Below are 21,518 nucleotides of genomic sequence, written 5' to 3' on the forward strand. Positions count from 1 at the left end.
AATCCTCACCTCAGCCCTTCCGCGAGCACCTTCTCCGTGGCGGCCCGGACGGCCGCCTCCTGCTCGCCGGTCAGCGGCTGCCTGGGCTGGCGGCAGGGGCCGCCGCGCCGGCCGGCCAGGTCCATGGACAGCTTGATCGCCTGGACGAACTCGGTCTTGGAGTCCCAGCGCAGCAGCGGGTGCAGCGTACGGTACAGGGGCAGCGCGGTGGCGAGGTCGCCCGCGACGGCGGCCCGGTAGAGGGTGGAGGTGGAGGCGGGCAGGGCGTTGGGGTAGCCGGCCACCCAGCCGGTCGCGCCGGCCACGGCCAGCTCCAGCAGCACGTCGTCGGCGCCGATCAGCAGGTCCAGGCCGGGGGCCAGCTCGGCCAGCTCGTACGCCCGCCGCACGTCCCCGCTGAACTCCTTGACCGCCACGATCAGGCCCTCCTCGTGCAGCCTGGCCAGCAGCGCGGGGGTGAGGTCGACCTTGGTGTCGTAGGGGTTGTTGTAGGCCACGACCGGCAGTCCGGCCGCGGCCACCTCGCGGTAGTGGGCGAGTACGGCCCGCTCGTCGGCGCGGTAGGCGTTGGGGGGCAGCAGGAGCACCGAGCCGCAGCCGGCCTCGCGGGCCTGCTCGGCCCAGCGGCGGGACTCGGCGGCGCCGTACGCGCCGGCTCCGGCCATGACGTTGGCGCCGCCGACGGCGGCGACCGCGGTCTCGACGACCGCGGCCCGCTCCTCGGGGGTGAGCGTCTGGTACTCGCCGAGCGAGCCGTTGACCACGACGCCGTCGCAGCCGTTGTCGACGAGCCAGCGGCAGTGGTCGGCGTAGCCGTCGAGGTCGACGGACAGGTCGTCGCGCAGGGGCAGCGCGGTGGCGACCATGACGCCGCGCCAGGGCTTGCGTTCCGCCAGGGCCATCAGGGATTCCTCCAGGGGTGGGGGCACCGCTTACGGCAGTAATATGTCACATACTCTTGAGGCTGAGAAGCCCCCTTGCCGGTTCCGGGACCGCCCGCCACGGCCCGTACCATCGATGACGTGAAGCTCTCCACTGACCACCCCAACCTTTTCGTGCGCGGATTGGCCTCGTTCTGGGCCCCGACCCCACGGTCGATGCGCGCCTGGGCGCTGGCCTCGGTGGTGGCCAACGCGGGCATCACGGTGACCGGCGCCGGCGTGCGCGTGACCGCCTCTGGGCTCGGCTGCCCCACCTGGCCCCGGTGCACACCCGACAGCTTCGTCCCGGTGGCGCACCCCGAGGTGTCGATGCTCAACATGCTCGTCGAGTTCGGCAACCGGCTGCTGACCTTCCTGGTGCTGGCCGTGGGCGCGGCCTGCGTGCTCGCGGCCTGGCGGCTCCTGCCGCGCCGCCGGGCGCTGATGCGGCTGGCCCTGCTGCAGCCGGTCGGCGTGCTGGCCCAGGCGCTGTGGGGCGGCCTGGTGGTGCGCAGCGCGCTCAACCCGTTCACCGTGGGCATGCACTACCTGCTGTCCACCGGCCTCATCGCGGCCTGCTGGCTGCTGTACGCCCGCGCGGGCGAGGGCGACGGCCCGGTCAGGTCCGTCGTCCACCGGGACCTGCGCGTCCTCGGTCACGTGCTGCTGGGAGCGGCGTTCGTGCTGCTGGTGGTCGGCGTGGTGGTGAGCGGCACCGGCCCGCACTCGGGCGACGAGATCGCCTCCCGGTTCGACCTCGACATCGAGGCCGTGGCGCGCTTCCACGCCGACGTGGCCTACGTCGTCGTGGGGCTGACGTTCGCGCTGCTGTTCGGGCTGCGCGTGTCTGGGGCGCCCCTGGCGGCCCGGAGGGCGGCGCTCGCGCTGCTCGTGGTGGAGCTGGCGCAGGGCGTGATCGGCTACACCCAGTACTTCCTGGCGGTGCCCGCCGCGCTGGTGCTGCTGCACGTGCTCGGCTCGACCCTGGTCTGGATCGCCGCGCTGCGGGTGGTCACCTCGCTGCGTTCCCGCGACCCGCTGCCCGCCGCTCCCGCCGGCCCCTCCCCCGCCGAAGTGGCCGCCACCGTGTGATCGGTTATGCCAGGGTGTGTGGTGAGATGTCCGCCACTCCCCCGGCCCGGAAGGGGTGCGATATGTGGGGAAAGGTGCACCCCTCCCGGAAGGCGCTGCGGCGCGCGTACCAAGGAGCGGTGCTGCTGAGCGTGCTCGCGCTCGCGCCCATGACCTGGGCCTGGCTGAGCAGCTCGGGTCACCGCGTGACGGCCGAGGGCGCGGGCTGGACGGCCCCGGTGCCGCCGGCGGAGGCGGCGCTGGTGCTCGGCGCCGGCCTGTACGCCGGGCGGCCCTCGCCGATGCTGGCCCGCCGGCTCGACATCGCCGCCGAGCTCTACCACTCCGGCAAGGTGCGGGCGCTGCTGCTGTCCGGCGACAACAGCCGCGAGGAGTACGACGAGCCGACCGCGATGCGCGACTACCTGCGCGCCGAGGGCGTGCCGGACGCGGCGATGGTGCTCGACTACGCCGGCTTCGACACCTGGGACTCGTGCGTACGGGCCAGGCAGGTCTTCGGGGCCCGCAGCGTCACCGTCGTCACCCAGGAGTTCCACGTGCCGCGCGCGGTGACGCTGTGCCGCACGGCCGGGCTGGAGGCGTTCGGGGCGGGCGACGACTCCTCCCGCCGCTGGGCCGGGATCACCTACGTCTACGCCGCCCGCGAGCTGTTCGCCACGGCCAAGGCGTTCGCCGACGCGAAGGTCCTCGACGCCGACCCGGTCTTCCCGGGGCCGCGGGAGACCTCGCTCGCCCGCGCGCTCGCAGAACCGCGCCCCTGACGCCGGTCAGCCGGGCGCGCCCGGCGCGTAGCCGGGCGGGGGCGTGCCGCCCGCGACCGAGCGGGCGTGCGCGGACGGCACGGGGAACTGCCCGCGCGCGGTGCTCATGCACTCCAGCAGCGCCCGCTGCTCCTCGTGGAAGGTCTGCTCGTCCACCATGTGACGGGCCGCCCGCTCGTGCAGCAGCCCCAGCTCGGTGGCCGCGAGCTGGTAGTCGGCCATCGCGCGCAGCCCGCGCTTGCCGCCGTACGCCTTGGCCCACTGCCGGGCCTGGCGGCGGCGGGAGAAGGCCGACAGCATGAAGATGTCGGCCTCGTTGACGAGCTTGGTCGGCTCGTACGCCGGCAGGTAGCGCTGGATCAGCGCCACGATCCGCCGCCGGTCGCGGAAGACCACGCCGATGAGCACCACCAGCACCACCAGCAGCGTGAGATAGGCCACCACGAGACCGGGGAAGCCGCCGTAGGAGGCCAGGCCGTTCCACAGGCCGTGCAGGATCATCGCCCCCGACCAGCCGGCCAGGATGAGGAACACCCGCTCGGAGCCGCGCTGCGCGGCGTACGCCACGGCCACGCCGATCATCGAGCTGAACAGCGGATGGGCCAGCGGCGACAGGATGCCGCGCAGCACCACGGTGACCGCGAGGCCCTTGACGCCCGAGGTGGACAGGGCCGCCAGGTAGTAGCTGACGTTCTCGCTCATGGCGAAGCCGAGGCCGACCATGCTGGCGTAGATGACGCCGTCGGTGGGCCCGTCGAGCTCGGCCCGGCGGAACCTGAGCAGGCCCAGCAGCACCAGGCCCTTCATCGTCTCCTCGACCACGGGAGCGCCGAAGGTGGCCGCGATGTTGCGCGCGCTGTCCTGCGACAGCTTGACGGTGTCCATGAAGTAGTGGAGGTTGAGCGAGTTGATCACGCCGGCGACCAGCACCGCCACGCCCGCGCCCCAGGCGAAGGCGAAGATGAGGTTGCTGCGCGGCTCGGGCTCCATGCGGTCGAGCGCGAGCACGGCGGCGAGCAGCAGCGGGACCGGCGCGAGGGCGAGCGCGAGCGCGATGAAGAACTGCACGGGCTCGCCGTTGAGCACGTCGAAGGAGAACGAGATCAGCGCGCAGATGCCGGTCAGGACCAGCCCGATGATCAACGTCGTCGACGGGCGGTCCTTCAACACCCAGCGTGGATCACGGCTCGCCATAGGGTGACCTTAACGGATCAGCGTGTCGGGGCCGGTGCCGGTGAGCCGCCCCGGACACCCACTCCTCACCGTACGGACACGCGGATCCCGACGCCCGGCTCAGGCCAGCAGCGGGTCGATGGCGACGGCGAGGAACAGCAGCGCCAGATAGGCGTTGGACCAGTGGAAGAAACGCATGGGCCGCAGGTCGACACCCGTCTTGCCGGCGTTGAGCCTGGCCAGCAGGCGGTGCACCTCCCACAGGCACATGACGCCCAGCACGGCGGCCACGGCCGGGTAGAACAGCGTGGTGCCCGCGACCGGCCAGAGCGCCAGCGAGCACAGCACGGTCGCCCACGTGTAGGCGATGGACTCCAGGACGACCCGCCGCTCGGTGGCGACCACCGGCAGCATCGGCACCTTGGCCGCCGCGTAGTCCTCCTTGTAGCGCATGGCGAGGGTCCAGGTGTGCGGCGGCGTCCAGAAGAACACGACGCCGAAGAGCACCAGCGGGGCCCAGTCGAGCCGCTCGGTGATGCCCGCCCAGCCGATCATCACCGGCATGCAGCCCGCGATGCCGCCCCAGACGATGTTCTGGGCCGTGCGCCGCTTGAGGATCATCGAGTAGACCAGGACGTAGAACAGGATCGCGGCGAGCGAGAGCACCGCCGCCAGCCAGTTGGTGGTGACCCACAGGCCGGCGGTGGACACGATCCCGAGCACGATCCCGAAGATCAGCGCGCCGCGCGGCGACACCTGGTGCCGGGCGAGCGGGCGCCGGCGGGTGCGGCGCATCTTCTGGTCGATGTCACGGTCGACGTAGCAGTTGAGCGCGTTGGCGCTGCCCGCCGACAGGGTGCCGAACACCATGACGGCGACCGACGTCCACAGGGGCGGCAGGCCGCCGGCCGCGAGGAACATCACCGGCAGCGTCGTGATCAGCAGCAGCTCGATGATCCGCGGTTTGGTGAGCGCGATGTAGGCCTTTACGATCATGCCGATCGAGCGCGGCGCCTCCACCTGCGGAGTTCGGGCCGTCGCCTGCCTGTTGGTGAGCACCGTCAAGGCGCTTCCAGCCTGTGCGGGGTCAACGCGTAACCTCTGATTAGAGCGGATCCATGGTGGGCGCCGGTGACGCCTCTGCGAACAAACAAACTGTAGTCGCAGGGACGGCCGGTCCGGCCAATGGGGGGCTTTGCGCCATGCATGGACACGCACGCGTCGATTGGAATTGATCGCCTGCTCCACTCGGTTAGGGTCCCTGTGGGCGGGATAGCCAACCGGCACAGCCAAAACATCGAGAATCCGGAGATCGAGCACTTGAGCAGCGAACTCGTGCCAGCCCTTGAATGGACCGACCTGGACGACCAGGCGGTCGACGTCGTTCGAGCCCTGGCGATGGACGCCGTGGAGAAGGCGGGCTCGGGTCATCCCGGCACCGCCATGAGCCTGGCCCCCGCCGCCTACCTGATGTTCCAGCGTGTGATGCGTCACGACCCGACCGACCCCAACTGGCTGGGTCGCGACCGGTTCGTCCTGTCGTGCGGCCACAGCAGCCTGACGCTCTACATCCAGCTCTACCTTTCCGGCTACGGCCTCACGCTGGACGACCTGCGCCGGCTGCGCCAGTGGGACAGCCTCACCCCCGGCCACCCCGAGCACGGCCACACGGCCGGCGTCGAGACCACGACGGGCCCGCTGGGCCAGGGCCTCGGCAACGCGGTCGGCATGGCGATGGCGGCCCGCCGCGAGCGCGGCCTGTTCGACCCCGACGCCGAGGCCGGCGCCTCGCCGTTCGACCACCACATCTGGTGCTTCGTCAGCGACGGCGACATCGAGGAGGGCATCAGCCACGAGGCCAGCGCCATCGCCGGCCACCAGAAGCTGGGCAACCTCATCGTGGTGTGGGACGACAACCACATCTCCATCGAGGACGACACGCTGATCGCGAAGTCCGAGGACGTCGTCAAGCGCTACGAGGCCTACGGCTGGCACACCGAGAGCGTCGACTGGACCTCGGGCGACGACTACCACGAGGACGTCCAGGCGCTCTACGACGCGCTGGAGGCGGCGAAGGCGGAGACCGGCCGGCCGTCGTTCATCCGGCTGCGCACGATCATCGGCTGGCCCGCGCCCAACAAGCGCAACACCGGCAAGATCCACGGCTCGGCGCTGGGCGAGGCCGAGGTGGCCGCCACCAAGCAGGTGCTGGGCATGGACCCGGCCAAGACCTTCGACGTGCCGGACGCGGTGCTCGCGCACGCCCGCGAGGTGGTCCAGCGCGGCCGCGCCACCCGGTCCGAGTGGGACAAGCGTTACGCCGAATGGCGGCTGGCCAACGCCGAGCGCGCCGCCGAGCTCGACCGGATCTCGCACCGCGAGCTGCCGGCCGGCTGGGCCGCGGCGCTGCCGTCGTTCGAGCAGGGCGGCTCGATGGCCACCCGCAAGGCCAGCGGCGAGGTGCTCAGCGCGCTCGCGCCGGTGCTGCCGGAGCTGTGGGGCGGCTCGGCCGACCTCGCCGAGTCCAACAACACCACGATGAAGGGCGAGCCGTCCTTCATCCCGGAGGAATACCAGACCAAGGAGTTCCCCGGGAACCGCTACGGCCGCACGCTGCACTTCGGCATCCGCGAGCACGCGATGGGCGCCATTCTCAACGGCATCGCGCTGCACGGCGGCACCCGCCCCTACGGCGGCACGTTCCTGGTCTTCTCCGACTACATGCGCCCGTCGGTGCGCCTGGCCGCGCTGATGAAGCTGCCGGTCATCTACATCTGGACGCACGACTCCATCGGGCTCGGCGAGGACGGCCCCACCCACCAGCCGATCGAGCACCTGTGGTCGCTGCGCGCGATCCCCGGCCTCGACGTGGTGCGCCCGGCCGACGCCAACGAGACGGCCTACGCCTGGAAGGCCGTGCTGGAGCACAAGGACCGGCCCGCCGCCCTCGCGCTGACCCGCCAGAACCTGCCGGTCTTCGACGGCACCAGCGCCGACGGCGTGGCCCGCGGCGGCTACGTCCTGCGCGAGGCGTCCGACGGCCAGCCCCGGGTGATCCTCATCGCCACCGGCAGCGAGGTCGAGCTGGCCGTACGCGGCCGCGAGCTGCTGGAGGAGCAGGGCATTCCCACGCGAGTGGTGTCCATGCCGTGTGTCGAGTGGTTCAACGGGCAGGATTCCGCCTACAGGCAGACCGTCCTGCCGTCGTCGATCAAGGCTCGGGTCGCGGTCGAGGCCGGCATCGCCCTCGGCTGGCACGAGTACGTCGGCGAGTGCGGCGAGGTGGTCAGCCTCGAACACTTCGGCGCGTCGGCCCCGTACAAGACTCTGTACGAGCAGTTCGGGCTGACGGCGGAGCGCGTCGCGGCGGCGGCCAGGGCGAGCCTGGCGAAGCTGGGTCAGGACAAGGGCGAGACGACGGGAAACTGAGACAAGACGATGAGCGAGATCCTCAACAAGCTGTCCGGCCAGGGCGTAGCCATCTGGCTCGACGACATCAGCCGTGAGCGCCTGCGCAGCGGCAACCTGGAGCAGCTGATCCGCGAGAAGAACGTCGTCGGGGTCACGTCCAACCCGACGATCTTCGCGGGCGCGCTCAGCAAGGGCGACGCCTACGACGCGCAGCTGCACGACCTGGCCGTGCGCGGCGTCACCGTCGAGGAGGCGGTGCGCGCGATCACGACCTACGACATCCGCTGGGCGGCCGACGTCCTGCGCCCGGTCTTCGACGCCACCGGCGGCGTGGACGGCCGGGTGTCGCTGGAGGTCGACCCGCGCCTGGCGCACGAGAGCGACAAGACGGTGGCCGAGGCCCGCGCCCTGTGGTGGATGGTCGACCGGCCCAACCTCATGATCAAGATCCCGGCGACCATGGCGGGCCTGCCGGCGATCACCCAGGCGATCTCCGAGGGCATCAGCGTCAACGTCACGCTGATCTTCTCGCTGGAGCGCTACCGCAAGGTCATGGACGCCTGGCTGGCCGGCCTGGAGGCCGCGCAGGCCAAGGGTCTCGACCTGGCCTCCATCGAGTCGGTGGCCTCGTTCTTCGTCAGCCGCGTCGACAGCGAGATCGACAAGCGCCTCGACCAGCTCGGCAAGCCGGAGCTGAAGGGCAAGGCGGGCGTGGCCAACGCGCGGCTGGCGTACGCGGCGTACGAAGAGGTCATGAACTCCGAGCGCTGGCAGCGCCTGCGCTCGGCCGGCGCCCGCCCGCAGCGCCCGCTGTGGGCCTCGACCGGCGTCAAGAACCCCGACTACAGCGACACGCTCTACGTCGACCAGCTGGTCGCCCCCGGCACCGTCAACACGATGCCGGAGAAGACGCTCGACGCGAGCGCCGACCACGCCGACATCACCGGTGACACCGTCCGCCCCTTCTACGAGCAGGCCTGGAACACCATGGCCGCGCTCAAGGACGCCGGCGTCGACTACGACGACGTGGTGCGCCTGCTGGAGGAGGAGGGCGTGCAGAAGTTCGAGGCGTCCTGGAACGAGCTTCTGGAGAGCGTCAGCAAGAACCTGGTTCCGTGATGGAGGTGCACTACCGCGAGGAGGGGGTGGCCGAGGCCGCCTCCTCCGTCGCGGGGCGCCTCGTCGCCGACGGCGTGCCGGCCCGGCTCGCCGCCGGCGACCCCACGCTGTGGGACGAGGACGCCGAGGGGGAGACGGAGGGCGGGCGGCCCTTCCGCGTCCCCCGCGAGCTGCTCGCCGAGCTGGACGCGGTGTCGGCGCGGCTGCGCGCCGCCGTCGAGCCCGGCGGGGAGGGGCCGCATGTCGTGCTGATCGCCGCGGGCTGCGCCGCGCCGGCCGCCGAGGCGATCTGCGACACGGCCGACGTGCCGCTCACCGTGCTCGACACCGCCGACCCCGGCCAGGTGCGCCGGGCGCTGGCCGACCGCCCGGAGTCCACGGTGGTGGTCGCCGCCGCTGATACCGCCGAGGGCGACGCCTGCCTGCGCCTGTACGAGGAGCTGTTCGAACGGGCGGGCCTCGCGCCCGCCGGGCGCGTGGTGGCGGTGGCGAACCCCGGCACGCCGCTGGCCGAGCACGCCCGCGAGCGCGGCTACGCCGTCGTGCCGGCCGGCGAGGGCGGCGCGCTGTCGGCCGCCGCGCTGCTGCCGGCCGCGCTGGCGGGCGCCGACGTGGCCCGGCTGCTCGACGACGCCGAGGAGGTGGCCCCCCTGCTGTCGCGCGACGTCGGCAACCCCGGCCTCGACCTCGGCGCGGCGCTCGGCGGCGCGGCGCTCGCCGGGCGCGACAAGCTGCTGCTGGAGGACCGGCTCTCCCCCATCGCCGGACTGCCCGACTGGGTCGAGGCGCTCGTCACCGCGGCGACCGGCAAGCAGGGCCGCGGCATCCTGCCGGTCGTCGGCGCCGACCCGCTGCCCGCCGCGGACGAGCTTGTCGTCGGCCTCGACACCGACCTCGGCGACGTCCGCGTGGACGGGCGGCTCGGCGCGCAGTTCCTGGTCTGGGAGTACGCCACCGCCGTCGCCGCGCTGCTGCTGGGCGTGGACCCCGACGACCGGCCCGAGACGGCCGAGCAGGAACGCCAGGCCGCCGCCCTGCTCACCCTGCCCGACCTGCCCACCGGTGCGCTCGCGCTGACGGACGGCCCGGTCGAGGTGTACGGCGCGACCGGCGCCAAGGACCTGCGGGGCCTGTTCGCCGAGCTGCTGCACGCCGTCCCCCCAGACGGCTACCTGGCGGTGACGGCCTACCTCGACCGCCTGGCGGCCTTCGACGCTCCGGTGCTGGAAGGCGCCGACTTCGAGCAGATGACCGACGCCTGGATGATGGCCGACCCGGCCACGCTGCGGGCGCTGCTGGCGCTGCGTACCGACCGTCCGGTGACGTTCGGGTGGGGGCCGCGCTACCTGCACGGCGCGGGGCAGTATCACAAGGGCGGGCCCAGGAACGGGGTGTTCCTGCAGATCACCGGGGCAGTGGCCGACGACGTCGCGGTTCCCGGCCGGTCCCACACCACGCTGGGCCGCCTTCAGCTCGCCCAGGCACTCGGCGACCTGGAGGCGCTGGAGATGCGGGGGCGGCCCGCCGTACGCCTGCATTTGACCGACCGCGCGGCGGGTGTCGCGCACCTGCTCGCAGCCGCACAGGAGGTTTGAGATGACAGAGCCTGCAGCACCCATGGAGGAGTCCGTGACCGTGGCGGCGGCCGTCGCGGGCACCGCCACCACGATCGAGGCCGCCGCCGCCAACCCGCTGCGCGACCCCCGCGACAAGCGGCTGCCGCGGGTGGCGGGGCCCTGCGTGATGGTGTTGTTCGGCGTGACGGGCGACCTGGCCAAGCGCAAGCTGTTGCCGGCGATCTACGACCTGGGCAACCGGGGGCTGCTGCCGCCCGGTTTCTCGCTGGTCGGCTTCGCCCGGCGCGATTGGAAGGACCAGGATTTCGCCCAGCTGACGCACGACGCCGTCAAGGCGCACGCCCGGACGCCGTTCCGGGAGGAGGTCTGGAAGCAGCTGCTCGAAGGCATCCACTTCGTCCCGGGTGAGTTCTCCGACGACGGCGCCTTCGACGCCCTCGCGATGGCGCTGAACGAGATCGACCAGACCCGCGGCACCGGCGGCAACTACGCCTTCTACCTGTCGGTTCCGCCCAAGTTCTTCCCCGTCGTGGTCGAGCAGCTCAAGCGGACCGGTCTCTCCGACGCGCCCGAGGGGTCGTGGCGGCGGGTGGTCATCGAGAAGCCGTTCGGGCACGACCTGCAGTCGGCGCACGAGCTGAACGAGATCACCACCTCGGCCTTCCCGGAGAGCTCGATCTTCAGGATCGACCACTACCTGGGCAAGGAGACCGTCCAGAACATCATGGCGCTGAGGTTCGCCAACAACCTCTACGAGCCGATCTGGAACCGCGGCTTCGTCGACCACGTGCAGATCACGATGGCCGAGGACATCGGCATCGGCGGGCGCGCCGGCTACTACGACGGCATCGGCGCGGCCCGCGACGTGATCCAGAACCACCTGCTCCAGCTCCTCGCGCTGGTGGCGATGGAGGACCCGACCTCGTTCGACGCCTCCGCCCTGCGCAGGGAGAAGGAGAAGGTGCTGCGGGCGGTGCGGCTGCCCGCCGACCTCAAGGCCTACACCGCGCGCGGCCAGTACTCCGCGGGCTGGCAGGGCGGCCAGAAGGTCGTCGGCTACCTGCAGGAGGAGGGCATCTCCGCCGAGTCGACCACCGAGACCTACGCCGCGATCAAGCTGGAGATCGCCAACAGGCGCTGGGCGGGGGTGCCGTTCTACCTGCGCACCGGCAAGCGGCTGGGCCGCCGGGTGACCGAGGTCGCCGTGGTGTTCCAGCGCGCGCCGCACCTGCCGTTCAGCAAGACCGACACCGAGATCCTCGGCCAGAACGCCCTCGTCGTACGGGTCCAGCCGGACGAGGGCATCACGGTCCGCTTCGGCTCCAAGGTGCCGGGGACGGCCATGGAGGTGCGCGACGTGTCCATGGACTTCGCCTACGGCGAGTCGTTCCTGGAGTCGTCGCCGGAGGCGTACGAACGGCTGCTGCTCGACGTGATGATCGGCGACCCGCCGCTGTTCCCGCACCAGCGGGAGGTGGAGCTGTCCTGGACGATCCTCGACCCGATCGAGGAGTTCTGGGCCACGCAGGGCCAGCCCGAGCCCTACGAGTCGGGCTCGTGGGGCCCGCAGTCGGCCGACGCGATGATGGCCCGTGACGGCCGGGTGTGGAGGAGACTCTAGATGACGACGTTCATGCTGTCGGACACGACGGCGGGCAAGATCTCCGCGCAGTTCACGCATCTGCGCCACCAGATGGGCGCCCCCGCCATCGGCATGGTGCTGACGCTGGTGGTGGTCTGCGAGGAGCGGCACCAGTACGACGCGCTGCGCGCCGCCACCGAGGCGGCCCGCGAGCACCCCTCGCGCATCATCGTGCTCATCACCCGCGAGCCGGACGAGCCGATCAGGCTCGACGCCGAGCTGCGCATCGGCGAGAACACCCCGGGCGAGGTGGTCGTGCTGCGCCTGTACGGCGAGCTGACCCACCACGCCGACTCGGTGGTCAGCCCGCTGCTGCTGCCGGACACGCCGGTGGTGGTGTGGTGGCCGGGCAGGGCGCCCGAGTCGCCCTCCAAGGACCCGATCGGCGCGCTGGCGCAGCGCCGCATCACCGACGCCAAGGGCTTCGACGGCGGCGGCGTGCAGTCGCTGGTGACCCGGGCCAGGGGGTACGCCCCCGGCGACACCGACCTGTCGTGGGCGCGGCTCACGCCGTGGCGGAGCCTGCTGGCGGCGGCGTTCGACCAGCCGGTGGCCAAGGTGCGCAAGGGCGTGGTGGAGGCCGCGGCCGGACACCCGAGCGCGCCGCTGCTGGCCGCGTGGCTGTCGGAGCGGCTGGGCGCGACGATCAAGGTGACCGACTCCGAAGGGCCGGGGCTGACCGCGGTGCGGCTGCAGACCGGCGACGGCGAGCTGGCCGTGGTGCGCGCCGACGCCCGCCTGGCCACGCTCTCCCGTCCCGGCCAGCCCGACAGGAACGTCGCCCTGGCCCGGCGCACCACCTCGGAGCTGATGTCCGAGGAGCTGCGCAGGCTGGACAGCGACGAGATCTACGAGGCCGCGGTCAAGCGGTTCGCGCGGACGTACAAGGGATGACACGAGAGACCGTGACCACGAGACAGGCGTCTGTGAGCGCCCCCGCCATCGTCGTCCACCGCAACGCCGACGTCCTGGCCAAAGCGGTGGCGGCGCGGATCATCACCCGCCTGGTCGACGCGCAGTCGGCCAAGGGCTCGGCCTCGCTGGTGCTCACCGGCGGGACGGTGGGCATCGCCACGCTGGCCGCGATCGCCGCCACGCCGGCCCGCGACGCGGTCGACTGGCGGCGGCTGGACATCTGGTGGGGCGACGAGCGCTTCCTGCCGTCGGGCGACAAGGAGCGCAACGAGACCGGCGCCCGCGAGGCCCTGCTCGACCACGTGGACGTGGACCCCGCGCGGGTGCACGTGATGCGCGGCCCCGACTCGGGCATGACGGCGGAGGAGTCCGCCGAGTCCTACGCCGCCGAGCTGCGCGCCGCCGCCCGGCCGGAGGACCACGGGCCGGTGCCCGGGTTCGACGTGATGCTGCTCGGCATGGGGCCCGACGCGCACGTGGCGTCGCTGTTCCCCGGCCTGCCCGCCCTGTACGACACCCGCCCCGTGGTGGCCGTGCACGGCTCGCCCAAGCCCCCGCCCACCCGGATCTCGCTGACGCTGCCGGCCATCCAGGCGGCCCGCGAGGTGTGGGTGGTCGCGGCCGGCGAGGAGAAGGCCGGGGCGGTCCACCTGGCCCTGTCGGAGTCCGGGCCCGTCCAGGTCCCGGCGGCCGGGGCGCGCGGGCGGCAGCGGACGCTGTTCCTGCTCGACCGGGCGGCGGCCGGGAAGATCCCGCCGGGGCTGGGCCGCCTGGCCTCCCCCTGACGCGCGCTCAGCCGGCCCTGCCATCCATTGGGCCATCCATTGGGCCATCCATTGGGCCATCCATTGGGCCCTCCGTGGGGCCGGTCAGCGCGTCGATCTCGGCGAGGAGCGCCCGCTTGCGCTCCTCCGCCAGGTACGACGCCCGCACCCCGTTCGCCGCCAGCTCCGCCAGCTCGGCGCGGCCGAGGCCGAACACCCGGGCGGCGACCTGATACTCCTCGGCCAGCGTGGTCGCGAACATCGGCGGGTCGTCGCTGTTCAGCGTCACGTACAGCCCTTCCTCCAGCATCCGGGGCAGCGGATGGTCCTCGATGCGGGCGATCTGCCCGGTGCGGAGGTTGGAGGTGGGGCAGACGTCCAGCGGCAGCCGGGTCTCGCGCAGATGCGCCACCAGGCGGGGGTCGGCGAGGCAGTTGATGCCGTGGCCGATCCGCTCGGCGCCGTAGCCCTCGATGACCTCCCAGATCGTCTCGGGCCCGCTCATCTCGCCGCCGTGCGGGACGCTGTGCAGTCCGGCGGCGCGGGCGGCGGTGAACGCGTTCCGGTAGGCGTCGCGGTACTTGGGACGTTCCTGCTCGATGCCGCCGATGCCGAAACCTACCAAGGCGGCGGGAGGTTCCTGGAGGGCGTGGTCGAGGGTGACCCTGGCGGCCTCCTCGCCGTACTCGCCGGGGATGTCGAAGATGTAGGCGATCTCCACGCCGTGCTCGGCGGCGGCGCGGCGGGCGGCGAGGTCCAGCGCCTCGGTGACCGCGCGCATCGGGAGACCGACGACGTTGTGGGCGTACGGGGTGACCTGCAGCTCCGCGTACCGGCCGCCTTGGGGGGCGAGGTCGCGGGCCAGCCCGAGCACGAGCGTGGCGATGTCCTCCGGCTCGCGGACGAGCTGGTTGACCGCCCCGTAGACGCGGGCGAAGTGCGGGAAGTCGCGGAAGGTGTAGAAGCGGCGCAGCTCCTCCTCCTCGCGCGGGACCTCGGTGGCGCCGGTGTGGCGGCGGGCCAGCTCCAGGACGGTGGGGACCGAGGCGGAGCCGACCAGGTGGACGTGCAGCTCGACCTTGGGGAGCGCGGCGATGAACGCGTCGAGCGCGGGGCCGGGAGTGGTCTCTGTCGTGGTCATGGCGATGACCTTAAGCGCGGCGATTCGCGTCCCGGTAGGGAAATCAGGCGAATCTGACGTAGATATGTGAGTTTTCTGCTGGGTTAGGGTGGGGGCGTGGTGAACGCCGACGCCTACGACCGCGGGTTCGCCCGGCTGAGCCGGCACGCCGTCGCGCCCCTTCTCACCCGCTCCCGGAGCGCGCGCCGGCTGCTCGACGTGGGCTGCGGCAGCGGGGTGGTCACGGAGGCGGCGCTCGCCCTGGGGGCCGTGGTGTCCGCCGTCGACGCCGACCCGGCCATGGTGGAGCTGACCGCGCGGCGCTTCCCCGGCGCGGCCGTCCGGCGGGCCACGCTGCCCGAGCTGCCGTTCGGCGACGGGGAGTTCGACGCCGTCGCGGGAAATTTCGTCATCAACCACGTGCCCGACACCGGCGCGGCGCTGCGCGAGCTGCGCCGCGTGCTGCGTCCCGGCGGGACGCTCGCCCTGAGCTGGTGGGCGGCCGGGGAGATGACCGCCACCGCCGTCCTCGCCGACGCCATGGAGGCGGCGGGCCTTTCGTCCGAGGCGCCGCCCCGGCCCTTCGCCGCCGACGCCGGCCCAGAGCGGTTCGCGGCGCTGCTGGCGGAGACGGGGTTCGCGGGCGCGGAGGTGGAGAGCGTGCGCTGGCGGCACCGGGTGGACCTCGACGCCTGGTGGACGGACGTCGTGGGGGCGGGCGGGGCCAGGTTCGGGGCGATCGGGCGGCAGCCGCCGGAGGTGGCCGGCCGGGTCCGGGCGCACTACGAGCGGCTGGCGGCGCCGTACGCGCGTGACGGCTTCCCGGTCCGCGCCCACATCGCCCACGCCCGCCGTCCCTGAGCCGCCCCACATCGCCCACGCCCGCCGTCCCTGAGCCGCGAGCTCATCGACGCAGCCGCCACGCACGCGCGCGACGGCTTCCCGGTCCGCGCCCGCCGACCTTGAGCCGCGGGCTCACTGATCCAGCCGGCGACGGGCATGGCGCTCCTCCCGTCGCGCGACCTCCAGCCGGTGCTCGCTGTCGTCCAGCCTGCGGCGGGCCTTGGCGAGCTTGCGCTCCAGCCGTTCGACCTTGGCCGCGCGGTCGTCGAAGTCCCGCTGAGCGCTCTCCAGGGCCTCCTGCCACTCCCGGTGCGCGGCCTCCGCCTCGGCCCGCTCCCTGGCCTTCCTGGCCTCTTCCTCCTCGCGGGCACGGGCCGCGGCGGCCTCTTCCTCCTCACGGGCGCGAGCCGCGGCGGCCTCGTCCTCGGGCGCGGCTCTCCTCTTCCCGCCCGCCCGCCGACCCGGCTCGGGCGCGGGCTTCTTCTTCCCGCCCGCCGGCGCACCCGGACCGGGCTCCGGCCGCGTCTTCTTGGCCGGCCGTTCACGGGGCGTGGGCGCGGGGGCGAAGCCGCTGTAGGCGAGGGGCCTGGCGAGCCGGCCTCGGCGTACCTGCTCGGCGGCGTCCGCGTCCACGACGGCGGCGTCCAGGGTCTGCTCCACCTCGGCGGCGCCGGAGGCCGACAGCTCGCTTTCCTGCCTCACCAGCCGGCCGAGGCGGCCGGTGACCTCGCCGCGGCGCCGGGTCAGCTCGGCGAGCGCGTCGGGGTCCTGCTCCTGCCAGGCGGCGCGCAGCCGCTCCCCCACCTCCAGGAGCTCGGCCACCTCGCCGGGGTGCTCGCGGGCGACCCGGTTGACGGCCGCCGCCGACACCGTGGGCTTGCGCAGCTTCGCTATCTCGCGGGCGAGCCGGGCCTCGCCCGCGTCCTTGGCCGCGCGGGCTTCGGCCGTACGCGCGGCGGTGAACTCCGGCGGCGGGAGCGCGTACAGGCGGTCCGCCACCTCGTCAAGATCCACACAGGACAAATACCCCACACGGCGGGTTTTCTAGCGCATAGTGGAGGCAGCCCCCCAGCCGAACGGAGGCCCCCGGTGTTCGAACGCTTCACCGACCGAGCGCGCAGGGTCGTCGTCCTCGCTCAGGAGGAGGCGCGGACGATGAACCACGGCTACATCGGCACGGAACACATCCTGCTGGGCCTCATCGCCGAGGGCGAGGGACTGGCCGCGCTGGTCCTGGAGAGCAGCGGGGTGGAGCAGGACCGCGTACGCGCGTTCGTCGAGCGCGAGACGGAGCACGACGGCAGGCCGCCGAGCGGGCACATCCCGTTCACCCCAGGCGCCAAGAAGGTGCTGGAGCTGTCGCTGCGCGAGGCGCTGCAGCTGCGCCACAACTACATCGGGACCGAGCACATCCTGCTCGGGCTGATCAGGGAGGGCGAGGGCCTGGCCGCCCAGGCGCTCGTGGACGCCGGCGCGGACCTGGCCGGGCTGCGCCAGCGCCTGCTCGACCGCGTCGGGCGGGGCTCCAGGGAGCGCGCTTCGGAGATGTTCTTCGCCGGCACCGGCTCGCTGAACGAACGGCTCGCCCAGATCCAGGAGAGCCTGGAGCGCATCGAACGCCACCTCGGCATCCACCCGCGCGCCGGCACCCCGGACGAGCGCGCGGGCGAGAGCGGGGTCGAGGGCGAGGAGGGCGTCGGCTGACCCGCTGTCAGACCCGCTGTCAGACCGCCGCCATCGCGCCGACCGGCAGCCGCGCCTCCACCACGCCGGGGTCCTCGGTGTAGCCGAGCGTGGCGCCCAGCGAGACCAGCAGCCGGCGCATCCGCGTGTTGTCGGACAGCATGGTCGCCCTGACCTCGGCGTACCCCAGGTCGCGGGCCGCGCGCACCAGCATCCGCGCCATGGCCACGCCCAGACCGCGCCCCTGCCAGCGGTCCTCGACGAGGAAGGCCATCTCGGCGATGCCGGGGTCCGGAGTGAACATCAGGTTGGCCATCGCCACGACCTGCCCGTCGTGCCCCGCGACCAGCGAGTGTCCCCGGTTCTTGTCGCACAGCCGGTCGAACATCTGCGGCGGCAGCGTGGGCATGGCGGTGAAGTAGCGGAACCTGCGCGACTCCGGCGAGCACCTGTCGTGCAGGTCGCGTACGGCCTCGCGGTAGATGGAGGTGAGCGGGCGCACCGTGACCTCGACGCCGTCGGACAGCTTGACCCCGCGCTCGGCGCCCATCTGGTCGGCGGCGGGCTGGGCGAGCCGGGCGAGGGCGGCGGCCCTGGCGGCCTCGGTCAGCGTGAACGGGAGCTCGGCGCGGCGCAGCCGGACCGCGCGCTTGGCGGCGACGGGCACGACGAGCCTGGTCGGGTCTGGAAGATCACTCACGGCATCACCATAGATCCACCGGGCGTCGTCGGCGCGCAGCAGCTCCGCGAGCAGCTCGGGGAGCCGCCACGGCATCGTACGCAGCCGGGAGGCCAGCAGGAGCACGCGGGTGGGCTCGTCGGTCAGCTCGTGGGCCGTGGCCGGGACCACCTGCACCTCACGGCCGCCGGCTGCCTCAAGAGCCTCGCGCACGGCCTCGGGGCCGGCGGGGATGTCGGCGACGAACTCGTCAACGGTGCCGCCGGTGTCCGACTGGACGCTGAGTCCGAGAATGTTGCCGCCCCTCTCGGCCAGGGCCGAGGCGAGGGAGGCCAGCCGCCCGGGCCGCTCGTCCACCGTGGTGCGGATGCGCAAGAATCCCATGCGTTGAGCATGCCTTGACGGTGTTACACGTCCGCTAACGACGTGTTTCATCGCGAAATGAACCCATTTATCCCGATAAGGCCCCCAGCGCGGGGCTTCCGCCAAACCCCTCGCGCCGACCACCTCGCGGTGGGACCCTCTCGGTGGGACCCTTCGGTGGGACCCTCTCGGTGGGGCGGCCCGCGTCGGAGGCGGCGACCCCGCCTCACCCGACTCGGCCCCGTCCGACCCGGCCCCGCCCGACCCGGCCCCGCCCGACCCAGCCTCAGCCGACCCGGCCCCGCCTGACCCAGCCACCCCACCAGACCCCGGCTACCTGGAGTGCCTTCTCGGGCACCTCAGGCTCGTTGAGGATCCATCACGAATTTCGTTGCGAGATGCGGCACAGTGTCCGGATATAGCAGGATAAGGGGGCATGAGCGTGCGTGTTCCCTTGTCGTCCGAGTTCGTGAACGGCGACGTGTCCTTCTGGTACCGGTCCATGGGCGTCCCCGCCCCCGGCCCCCGTCTCGACGGCGATCTCGATGCCGACGTGGCGATCGTCGGCGCCGGCTACACGGGCCTGTGGACCGCGTACTATCTCAAACGCGCCCGCCCGTCCCTCCGCGTGGTCGTGCTGGAGCAGGAGTTCGCCGGCTTCGGTGCCTCCGGCCGCAACGGCGGCTGGCTGACCGGCGACCTGGCCGGCTCCCACGAACGCTACGGCGAGGGCGCCCGCCGCCTGCAGCGCGAGATGTACACCTCCATCGACGAGGTCATCGCCGTCTGCGAGAAGGAGGGCATCGACTGCGACCTGGTCAAGGGCGGCGTGCTGAACGTGGCCCGCACGCCCGCCCAGGCCTCCCGGCTGCGCGAGAGCGTCGAGTCGGCCCGCCCCTGGGGCATCGGCGAGGACGACCTGCGCCTGGTGAACCCCGACGACCACCTGCGGGTCGCCGGCGCCGTCGAGGGCTCGTGGAGCCCGCACTGCGCCCGCATCCAGCCCGCCAAGCTCGCCCAGGGCCTCGCCAGGGTGGTCAGGGACCTCGGCGTGCCCATCTACGAGCGCACGCCGGTCACCGAGATCGTCCCGCACCGCGCGGTCACCCCGTACGGCACCGTGACCGCCGGCCACGTCATCCGCGCCACGGAGGGCTTCACCTCCCGCCTGCGCGGCCTGCGCCGCCAGTGGCTGCCGATGAACAGCTCCATGATCGTCACCGAGCCCCTGCCGCAGTCGTTCTGGGACGAGGTCGGCTGGCGCGGCGCGGAGCTGCTCGGCGACATGGCGCACTACTACATGTACGCCCAGCGCACCGCCGACGACCGCATCGCCTTCGGCGGCCGGGGCCGCCCCTACCTGTACGGCTCCCGCATCGACGCCCGCGGCCACACCCACGAGTGGACGGTCGAGGCGCTGTGGAGCCTGCTGACCGAGTTCTTCCCCGCCGCCCGCTCCTCCTCGGTCGCCCACGCCTGGTCGGGCGTGCTCGGCGTGCCGCGCGACTGGTGCTCGACCGTCCACGTGGACCCCTCCACCGGCCTCGGCTGGGCGGGCGGCTACACCGGCCACGGCGTCACCACCACGAACCTGGCCGGCCGGACGCTGCGCGACCTCGTGCTCGGCGAGGAGACCGAGCTCACGTCCCTGCCGTGGGTGGGCCGCAGGGTCCGCGCGTGGGAGCCCGAGCCGCTGCGCTGGATCGGCGTGCACGCGATGTACCGGCTGTACCGGGTGGCCGACGAGCGCGAGCGCACGATGCCCCGCACCTCGGTCCTGGCCCGCTTCGCCGACCTCATCACAGGGCACTGAACCGTAAAGATCACGAAGGAGACTAGATGGACATCCTCTTCCGCGGCGGCCGCGTCTTCACGCCGGACGGCGTACGGGAGACGGCCGTGCTGGTGTCCGGCGGCCGGATCGCCGCCGTGGGCGCGGAGGGGGAGCTGGCCCGCCGCGCGCCGTCGCACGAGACGGTCGACCTGGCCGGCGGCCTGCTGACGCCGGGCTTCACCGACGCCCACATCCACCCGGTCCAGGCGGGCCTGGAGCGCGCGAAGTGCGACCTGTCGGAGGTCTACGGCCTGGACGCCTACCTCGCCGCGATCGACGCCTACGCCCGCCGCCACCCGGACAAGGAGTGGATCGACGGCGGCGGCTGGGACATGTCCGCCTTCCCCGGCGGCCTCCCCCACCGTTCCCAGCTCGACCACCTGGACCGGCCGGTCTACCTGATCCAGCGCGACCACCACGCCGCCTGGGTCAACGGCCGGGCCCTGGAGCGCGCCGGCATCACCAGGGACACCCCCGACCCGGCCGACGGCCGCATCGAGCGCGACCCCGACGGGACCCCGTCGGGCGTCCTGCACGAGGGCGCGATGGACCTCGTCGGCCTGCTCACCCCGCGGCCAACCCCGCGCGACCTGGACGCGGCGCTGGACGACGCGCAGCGGCACCTGTTCTCGCTGGGCGTCACGGGCTGGCAGGACGCCATCGTGGGCTCGTACGCGGGCTCCGACGACCAGTTGCCCACCTACCTGTCCGCGGCCCGCCAGGGACGGCTCAGGGCCCGCGTGGCGGGTGCCCTGTGGTGGGACAGGACCCGCGGCGCGGAGCAGATCGACGAGCTGGTGGCGCGCCGGGCCGAGGCGGAGGGCCTGGACCGGTTCCGGGCCGGCTCGGTCAAGATCATGCAGGACGGCATCACGGAGAACTTCACGGCCGCGACGCTGGAGCCGTACTGCCTGTGCGGCGGCACCGGCCTGTCGTACGTGGACCCCGCCAAGCTCCGCGAGTACGTCGCCGAGCTGGACCGGCTCGGTTTCCAGGTGCACTTCCACGCGATCGGCGAGCGCGCGGTCCGCGAGGCGCTGGACAGTTTCGAGGGCACCGACCCGGCCAACCGCCACCACATCGCGCACCTGCAGATCATCGAGCCGTCGGACGTGCCGCGCTTCGCGGCGCTCGGCGTCACGGCCAACCTCCAGCCGCTGTGGGCCACCCATCACGCCCAGATGGACGAGCTGACGCTGCCGTACCTGGGCGAGCCGCGCTCGTCGTGGCAGTACCCCTTCAAGGACCTGCTGGAGCACGGCACCCGCCTGTGCGCGGGCAGCGACTGGCCGGTGTCGGACGCCGACCCGATCCAGGGCATGCACGTGGCGGTCAACCGCACCGAGCCCGGCGGCTCGGTGCACGCGGGCTATCCGACGGCGCGCACGCCGTTCCTGCCGGGCCAGCGGCTCGACCTGGCCACGGCGATGGCCGCCTACACCTCGGGCTCGGCCTGGATCAACCGCTCCCCCGCCGGCCTGGTCGAGCCCGGCCGCCCGGCGGACCTGGTGGTGCTGGACCGCGACCCGTTCGCGCTGCCGCCCGAGGAGATCTGGACCACCCGCGTGCGGATGACGTTCGTCGACGGCGAGCCGGTCCACCAGTAGGGGCCCCGGACACGC

Annotated in this window: 17 protein-coding genes and 1 pseudogene; 12 read left to right on the forward strand and 6 right to left on the reverse strand. The window is 72.9% G+C overall.

The annotated features are described in order from the left end of the window. Positions 1 to 5: 5 nt before the first annotated feature. Positions 6 to 902 (reverse strand): dihydrodipicolinate synthase family protein, encoded by an 897-nt coding sequence (locus tag ABD292_RS36965; protein WP_344215781.1) that lies wholly within the window; start codon positions 900 to 902, stop codon positions 6 to 8. Positions 903 to 1,022: 120 nt separating this feature from the next. Here ABD292_RS36965 and ABD292_RS36970 point away from each other — a divergent pair, with 120 nt between their 5' ends. Beyond that, the gene (locus ABD292_RS36970) at positions 1,023 to 2,012 is read left to right on the forward strand and encodes a COX15/CtaA family protein (protein WP_344215783.1); all 990 of its coding nucleotides are present in this window, start codon (positions 1,023 to 1,025) and stop codon (positions 2,010 to 2,012) included. 74 nt (positions 2,013 to 2,086) lie between these two features. Then, positions 2,087 to 2,773 (forward strand): SanA/YdcF family protein, encoded by a 687-nt coding sequence (locus tag ABD292_RS36975; protein ID WP_344215785.1) that lies wholly within the window; start codon positions 2,087 to 2,089, stop codon positions 2,771 to 2,773. 6 nt (positions 2,774 to 2,779) lie between these two features. On the opposite strand, the gene ABD292_RS36980 is transcribed toward ABD292_RS36975, so the two are convergent. Both ABD292_RS36980 and ABD292_RS36985 read right to left on the reverse strand, forming a co-directional pair. Beyond that, positions 2,780 to 3,967 carry a PrsW family intramembrane metalloprotease gene (locus ABD292_RS36980; RefSeq protein ID WP_344215787.1) on the reverse strand — a complete coding sequence of 396 codons (1,188 nt, stop codon included), beginning with the start codon at positions 3,965 to 3,967 and terminating at the stop codon, positions 2,780 to 2,782. Positions 3,968 to 4,066: 99 nt separating this feature from the next. Next, on the reverse strand, positions 4,067 to 5,011 hold the full coding sequence (locus ABD292_RS36985; RefSeq protein ID WP_344215789.1) for a heme o synthase: 945 nt from the start codon (positions 5,009 to 5,011) through the stop codon (positions 4,067 to 4,069). 270 nt (positions 5,012 to 5,281) lie between these two features. On the opposite strand from ABD292_RS36985, the gene tkt reads away from it, so the two are divergent. From tkt to pgl, 6 genes are read left to right on the forward strand one after another with little or no spacing between them, the layout of a single operon-like run. After that, complete coding sequence (gene tkt, locus ABD292_RS36990; protein WP_344215791.1) at positions 5,282 to 7,375, forward strand: transketolase; 2,094 nt, start codon at positions 5,282 to 5,284, stop codon at positions 7,373 to 7,375. A 9-nt stretch (positions 7,376 to 7,384) separates the two neighbouring features. Next, positions 7,385 to 8,476, forward strand: a complete 1,092-nt coding sequence (gene tal / locus ABD292_RS36995) for a transaldolase (RefSeq protein WP_344215793.1) — start codon at positions 7,385 to 7,387, stop codon at positions 8,474 to 8,476. Further along, the gene (locus ABD292_RS37000; RefSeq protein WP_344215901.1) at positions 8,476 to 10,071 is read left to right on the forward strand and encodes a glucose-6-phosphate isomerase; all 1,596 of its coding nucleotides are present in this window, start codon (positions 8,476 to 8,478) and stop codon (positions 10,069 to 10,071) included. Before tal ends, ABD292_RS37000 begins: the two co-directional genes overlap by 1 nt. Before the next feature lie 22 nt (positions 10,072 to 10,093). After that, positions 10,094 to 11,674 (forward strand): glucose-6-phosphate dehydrogenase, encoded by a 1,581-nt coding sequence (gene zwf, locus ABD292_RS37005; RefSeq protein WP_371247565.1) that lies wholly within the window; start codon positions 10,094 to 10,096, stop codon positions 11,672 to 11,674. Further along, on the forward strand, positions 11,675 to 12,589 hold the full coding sequence (locus ABD292_RS37010; RefSeq protein WP_344215797.1) for a glucose-6-phosphate dehydrogenase assembly protein OpcA: 915 nt from the start codon (positions 11,675 to 11,677) through the stop codon (positions 12,587 to 12,589). 32 nt (positions 12,590 to 12,621) lie between these two features. Continuing rightward, positions 12,622 to 13,395: a 6-phosphogluconolactonase gene (gene pgl / locus ABD292_RS37015; RefSeq protein ID WP_344215799.1), complete on the forward strand. Its 774-nt coding sequence runs from the start codon at positions 12,622 to 12,624 to the stop codon at positions 13,393 to 13,395. Between the two features lie 7 nt (positions 13,396 to 13,402). Here the strand turns inward: pgl and add are convergent, their stop codons facing one another. Continuing rightward, entirely contained in the window at positions 13,403 to 14,515 is a 1,113-nt protein-coding gene (add, locus tag ABD292_RS37020) for an adenosine deaminase (protein WP_344215801.1), read from the reverse strand. A gap of 96 nt (positions 14,516 to 14,611) precedes the next feature. Between add and ABD292_RS37025 the strand changes: the two genes are divergently transcribed. Further along, positions 14,612 to 15,355, forward strand: coding sequence for a class I SAM-dependent methyltransferase (locus ABD292_RS37025; protein WP_344215803.1), 744 nt, complete (start codon positions 14,612 to 14,614; stop codon positions 15,353 to 15,355). A 114-nt stretch (positions 15,356 to 15,469) separates the two neighbouring features. Here the strand turns inward: ABD292_RS37025 and ABD292_RS37030 are convergent, their stop codons facing one another. Then, positions 15,470 to 16,351 carry a hypothetical protein gene (locus ABD292_RS37030; protein ID WP_344215805.1) on the reverse strand — a complete coding sequence of 294 codons (882 nt, stop codon included), beginning with the start codon at positions 16,349 to 16,351 and terminating at the stop codon, positions 15,470 to 15,472. Positions 16,352 to 16,426: 75 nt separating this feature from the next. Here ABD292_RS37030 and ABD292_RS37035 point away from each other — a divergent pair. Then, positions 16,427 to 16,957, forward strand: a pseudogene (locus ABD292_RS37035) (Clp protease N-terminal domain-containing protein); the annotation flags it as partial. A gap of 103 nt (positions 16,958 to 17,060) precedes the next feature. Here the strand turns inward: ABD292_RS37035 and ABD292_RS37040 are convergent. Next, on the reverse strand, positions 17,061 to 18,083 hold the full coding sequence (locus tag ABD292_RS37040; RefSeq protein WP_344215807.1) for a GNAT family N-acetyltransferase: 1,023 nt from the start codon (positions 18,081 to 18,083) through the stop codon (positions 17,061 to 17,063). A gap of 415 nt (positions 18,084 to 18,498) precedes the next feature. Here ABD292_RS37040 and ABD292_RS37045 point away from each other — a divergent pair, with 415 nt between their 5' ends. Both ABD292_RS37045 and ABD292_RS37050 read left to right on the forward strand, forming a co-directional pair. Further along, the gene (locus tag ABD292_RS37045) at positions 18,499 to 19,875 is read left to right on the forward strand and encodes an NAD(P)/FAD-dependent oxidoreductase (RefSeq protein ID WP_344215809.1); all 1,377 of its coding nucleotides are present in this window, start codon (positions 18,499 to 18,501) and stop codon (positions 19,873 to 19,875) included. A gap of 26 nt (positions 19,876 to 19,901) precedes the next feature. Beyond that, positions 19,902 to 21,503 carry an amidohydrolase gene (locus ABD292_RS37050; RefSeq protein ID WP_344215811.1) on the forward strand — a complete coding sequence of 534 codons (1,602 nt, stop codon included), beginning with the start codon at positions 19,902 to 19,904 and terminating at the stop codon, positions 21,501 to 21,503. Positions 21,504 to 21,518: the final 15 nt, after the last annotated feature.

Source organism: Nonomuraea bangladeshensis (assembly GCF_039529455.1).
In the GTDB taxonomy this organism is placed as follows: Bacteria; Actinomycetota; Actinomycetes; order Streptosporangiales; family Streptosporangiaceae; genus Nonomuraea; species Nonomuraea bangladeshensis.

Bases quoted from the DNA above. Each gene is read 5' to 3' on its own strand.
- ABD292_RS36965 (WP_344215781.1), bottom strand. From the start codon at position 902: ATGGCCCTGGCGGAACGCAAGCCCTGGCGCGGCGTCATGGTCGCCACC.
- ABD292_RS36980 (WP_344215787.1), bottom strand. From the start codon at position 3,967: ATGGCGAGCCGTGATCCACGCTGGGTGTTGAAGGACCGCCCGTCGACG.
- ABD292_RS37010 (WP_344215797.1), top strand. From the start codon at position 11,675: ATGACGACGTTCATGCTGTCGGACACGACGGCGGGCAAGATCTCCGCG.
- add (WP_344215801.1), bottom strand. From the start codon at position 14,515: ATGACCACGACAGAGACCACTCCCGGCCCCGCGCTCGACGCGTTCATC.
- ABD292_RS37045 (WP_344215809.1), top strand. From the start codon at position 18,499: ATGAGCGTGCGTGTTCCCTTGTCGTCCGAGTTCGTGAACGGCGACGTG.
- ABD292_RS37000 (WP_344215901.1), top strand. From the start codon at position 8,476: ATGGAGGTGCACTACCGCGAGGAGGGGGTGGCCGAGGCCGCCTCCTCC.
- ABD292_RS37050 (WP_344215811.1), top strand. From the start codon at position 19,902: ATGGACATCCTCTTCCGCGGCGGCCGCGTCTTCACGCCGGACGGCGTA.
- ABD292_RS37040 (WP_344215807.1), bottom strand. From the start codon at position 18,083: ATGGGATTCTTGCGCATCCGCACCACGGTGGACGAGCGGCCCGGGCGG.
- tal (WP_344215793.1), top strand. From the start codon at position 7,385: ATGAGCGAGATCCTCAACAAGCTGTCCGGCCAGGGCGTAGCCATCTGG.
- zwf (WP_371247565.1), top strand. From the start codon at position 10,094: ATGGAGGAGTCCGTGACCGTGGCGGCGGCCGTCGCGGGCACCGCCACC.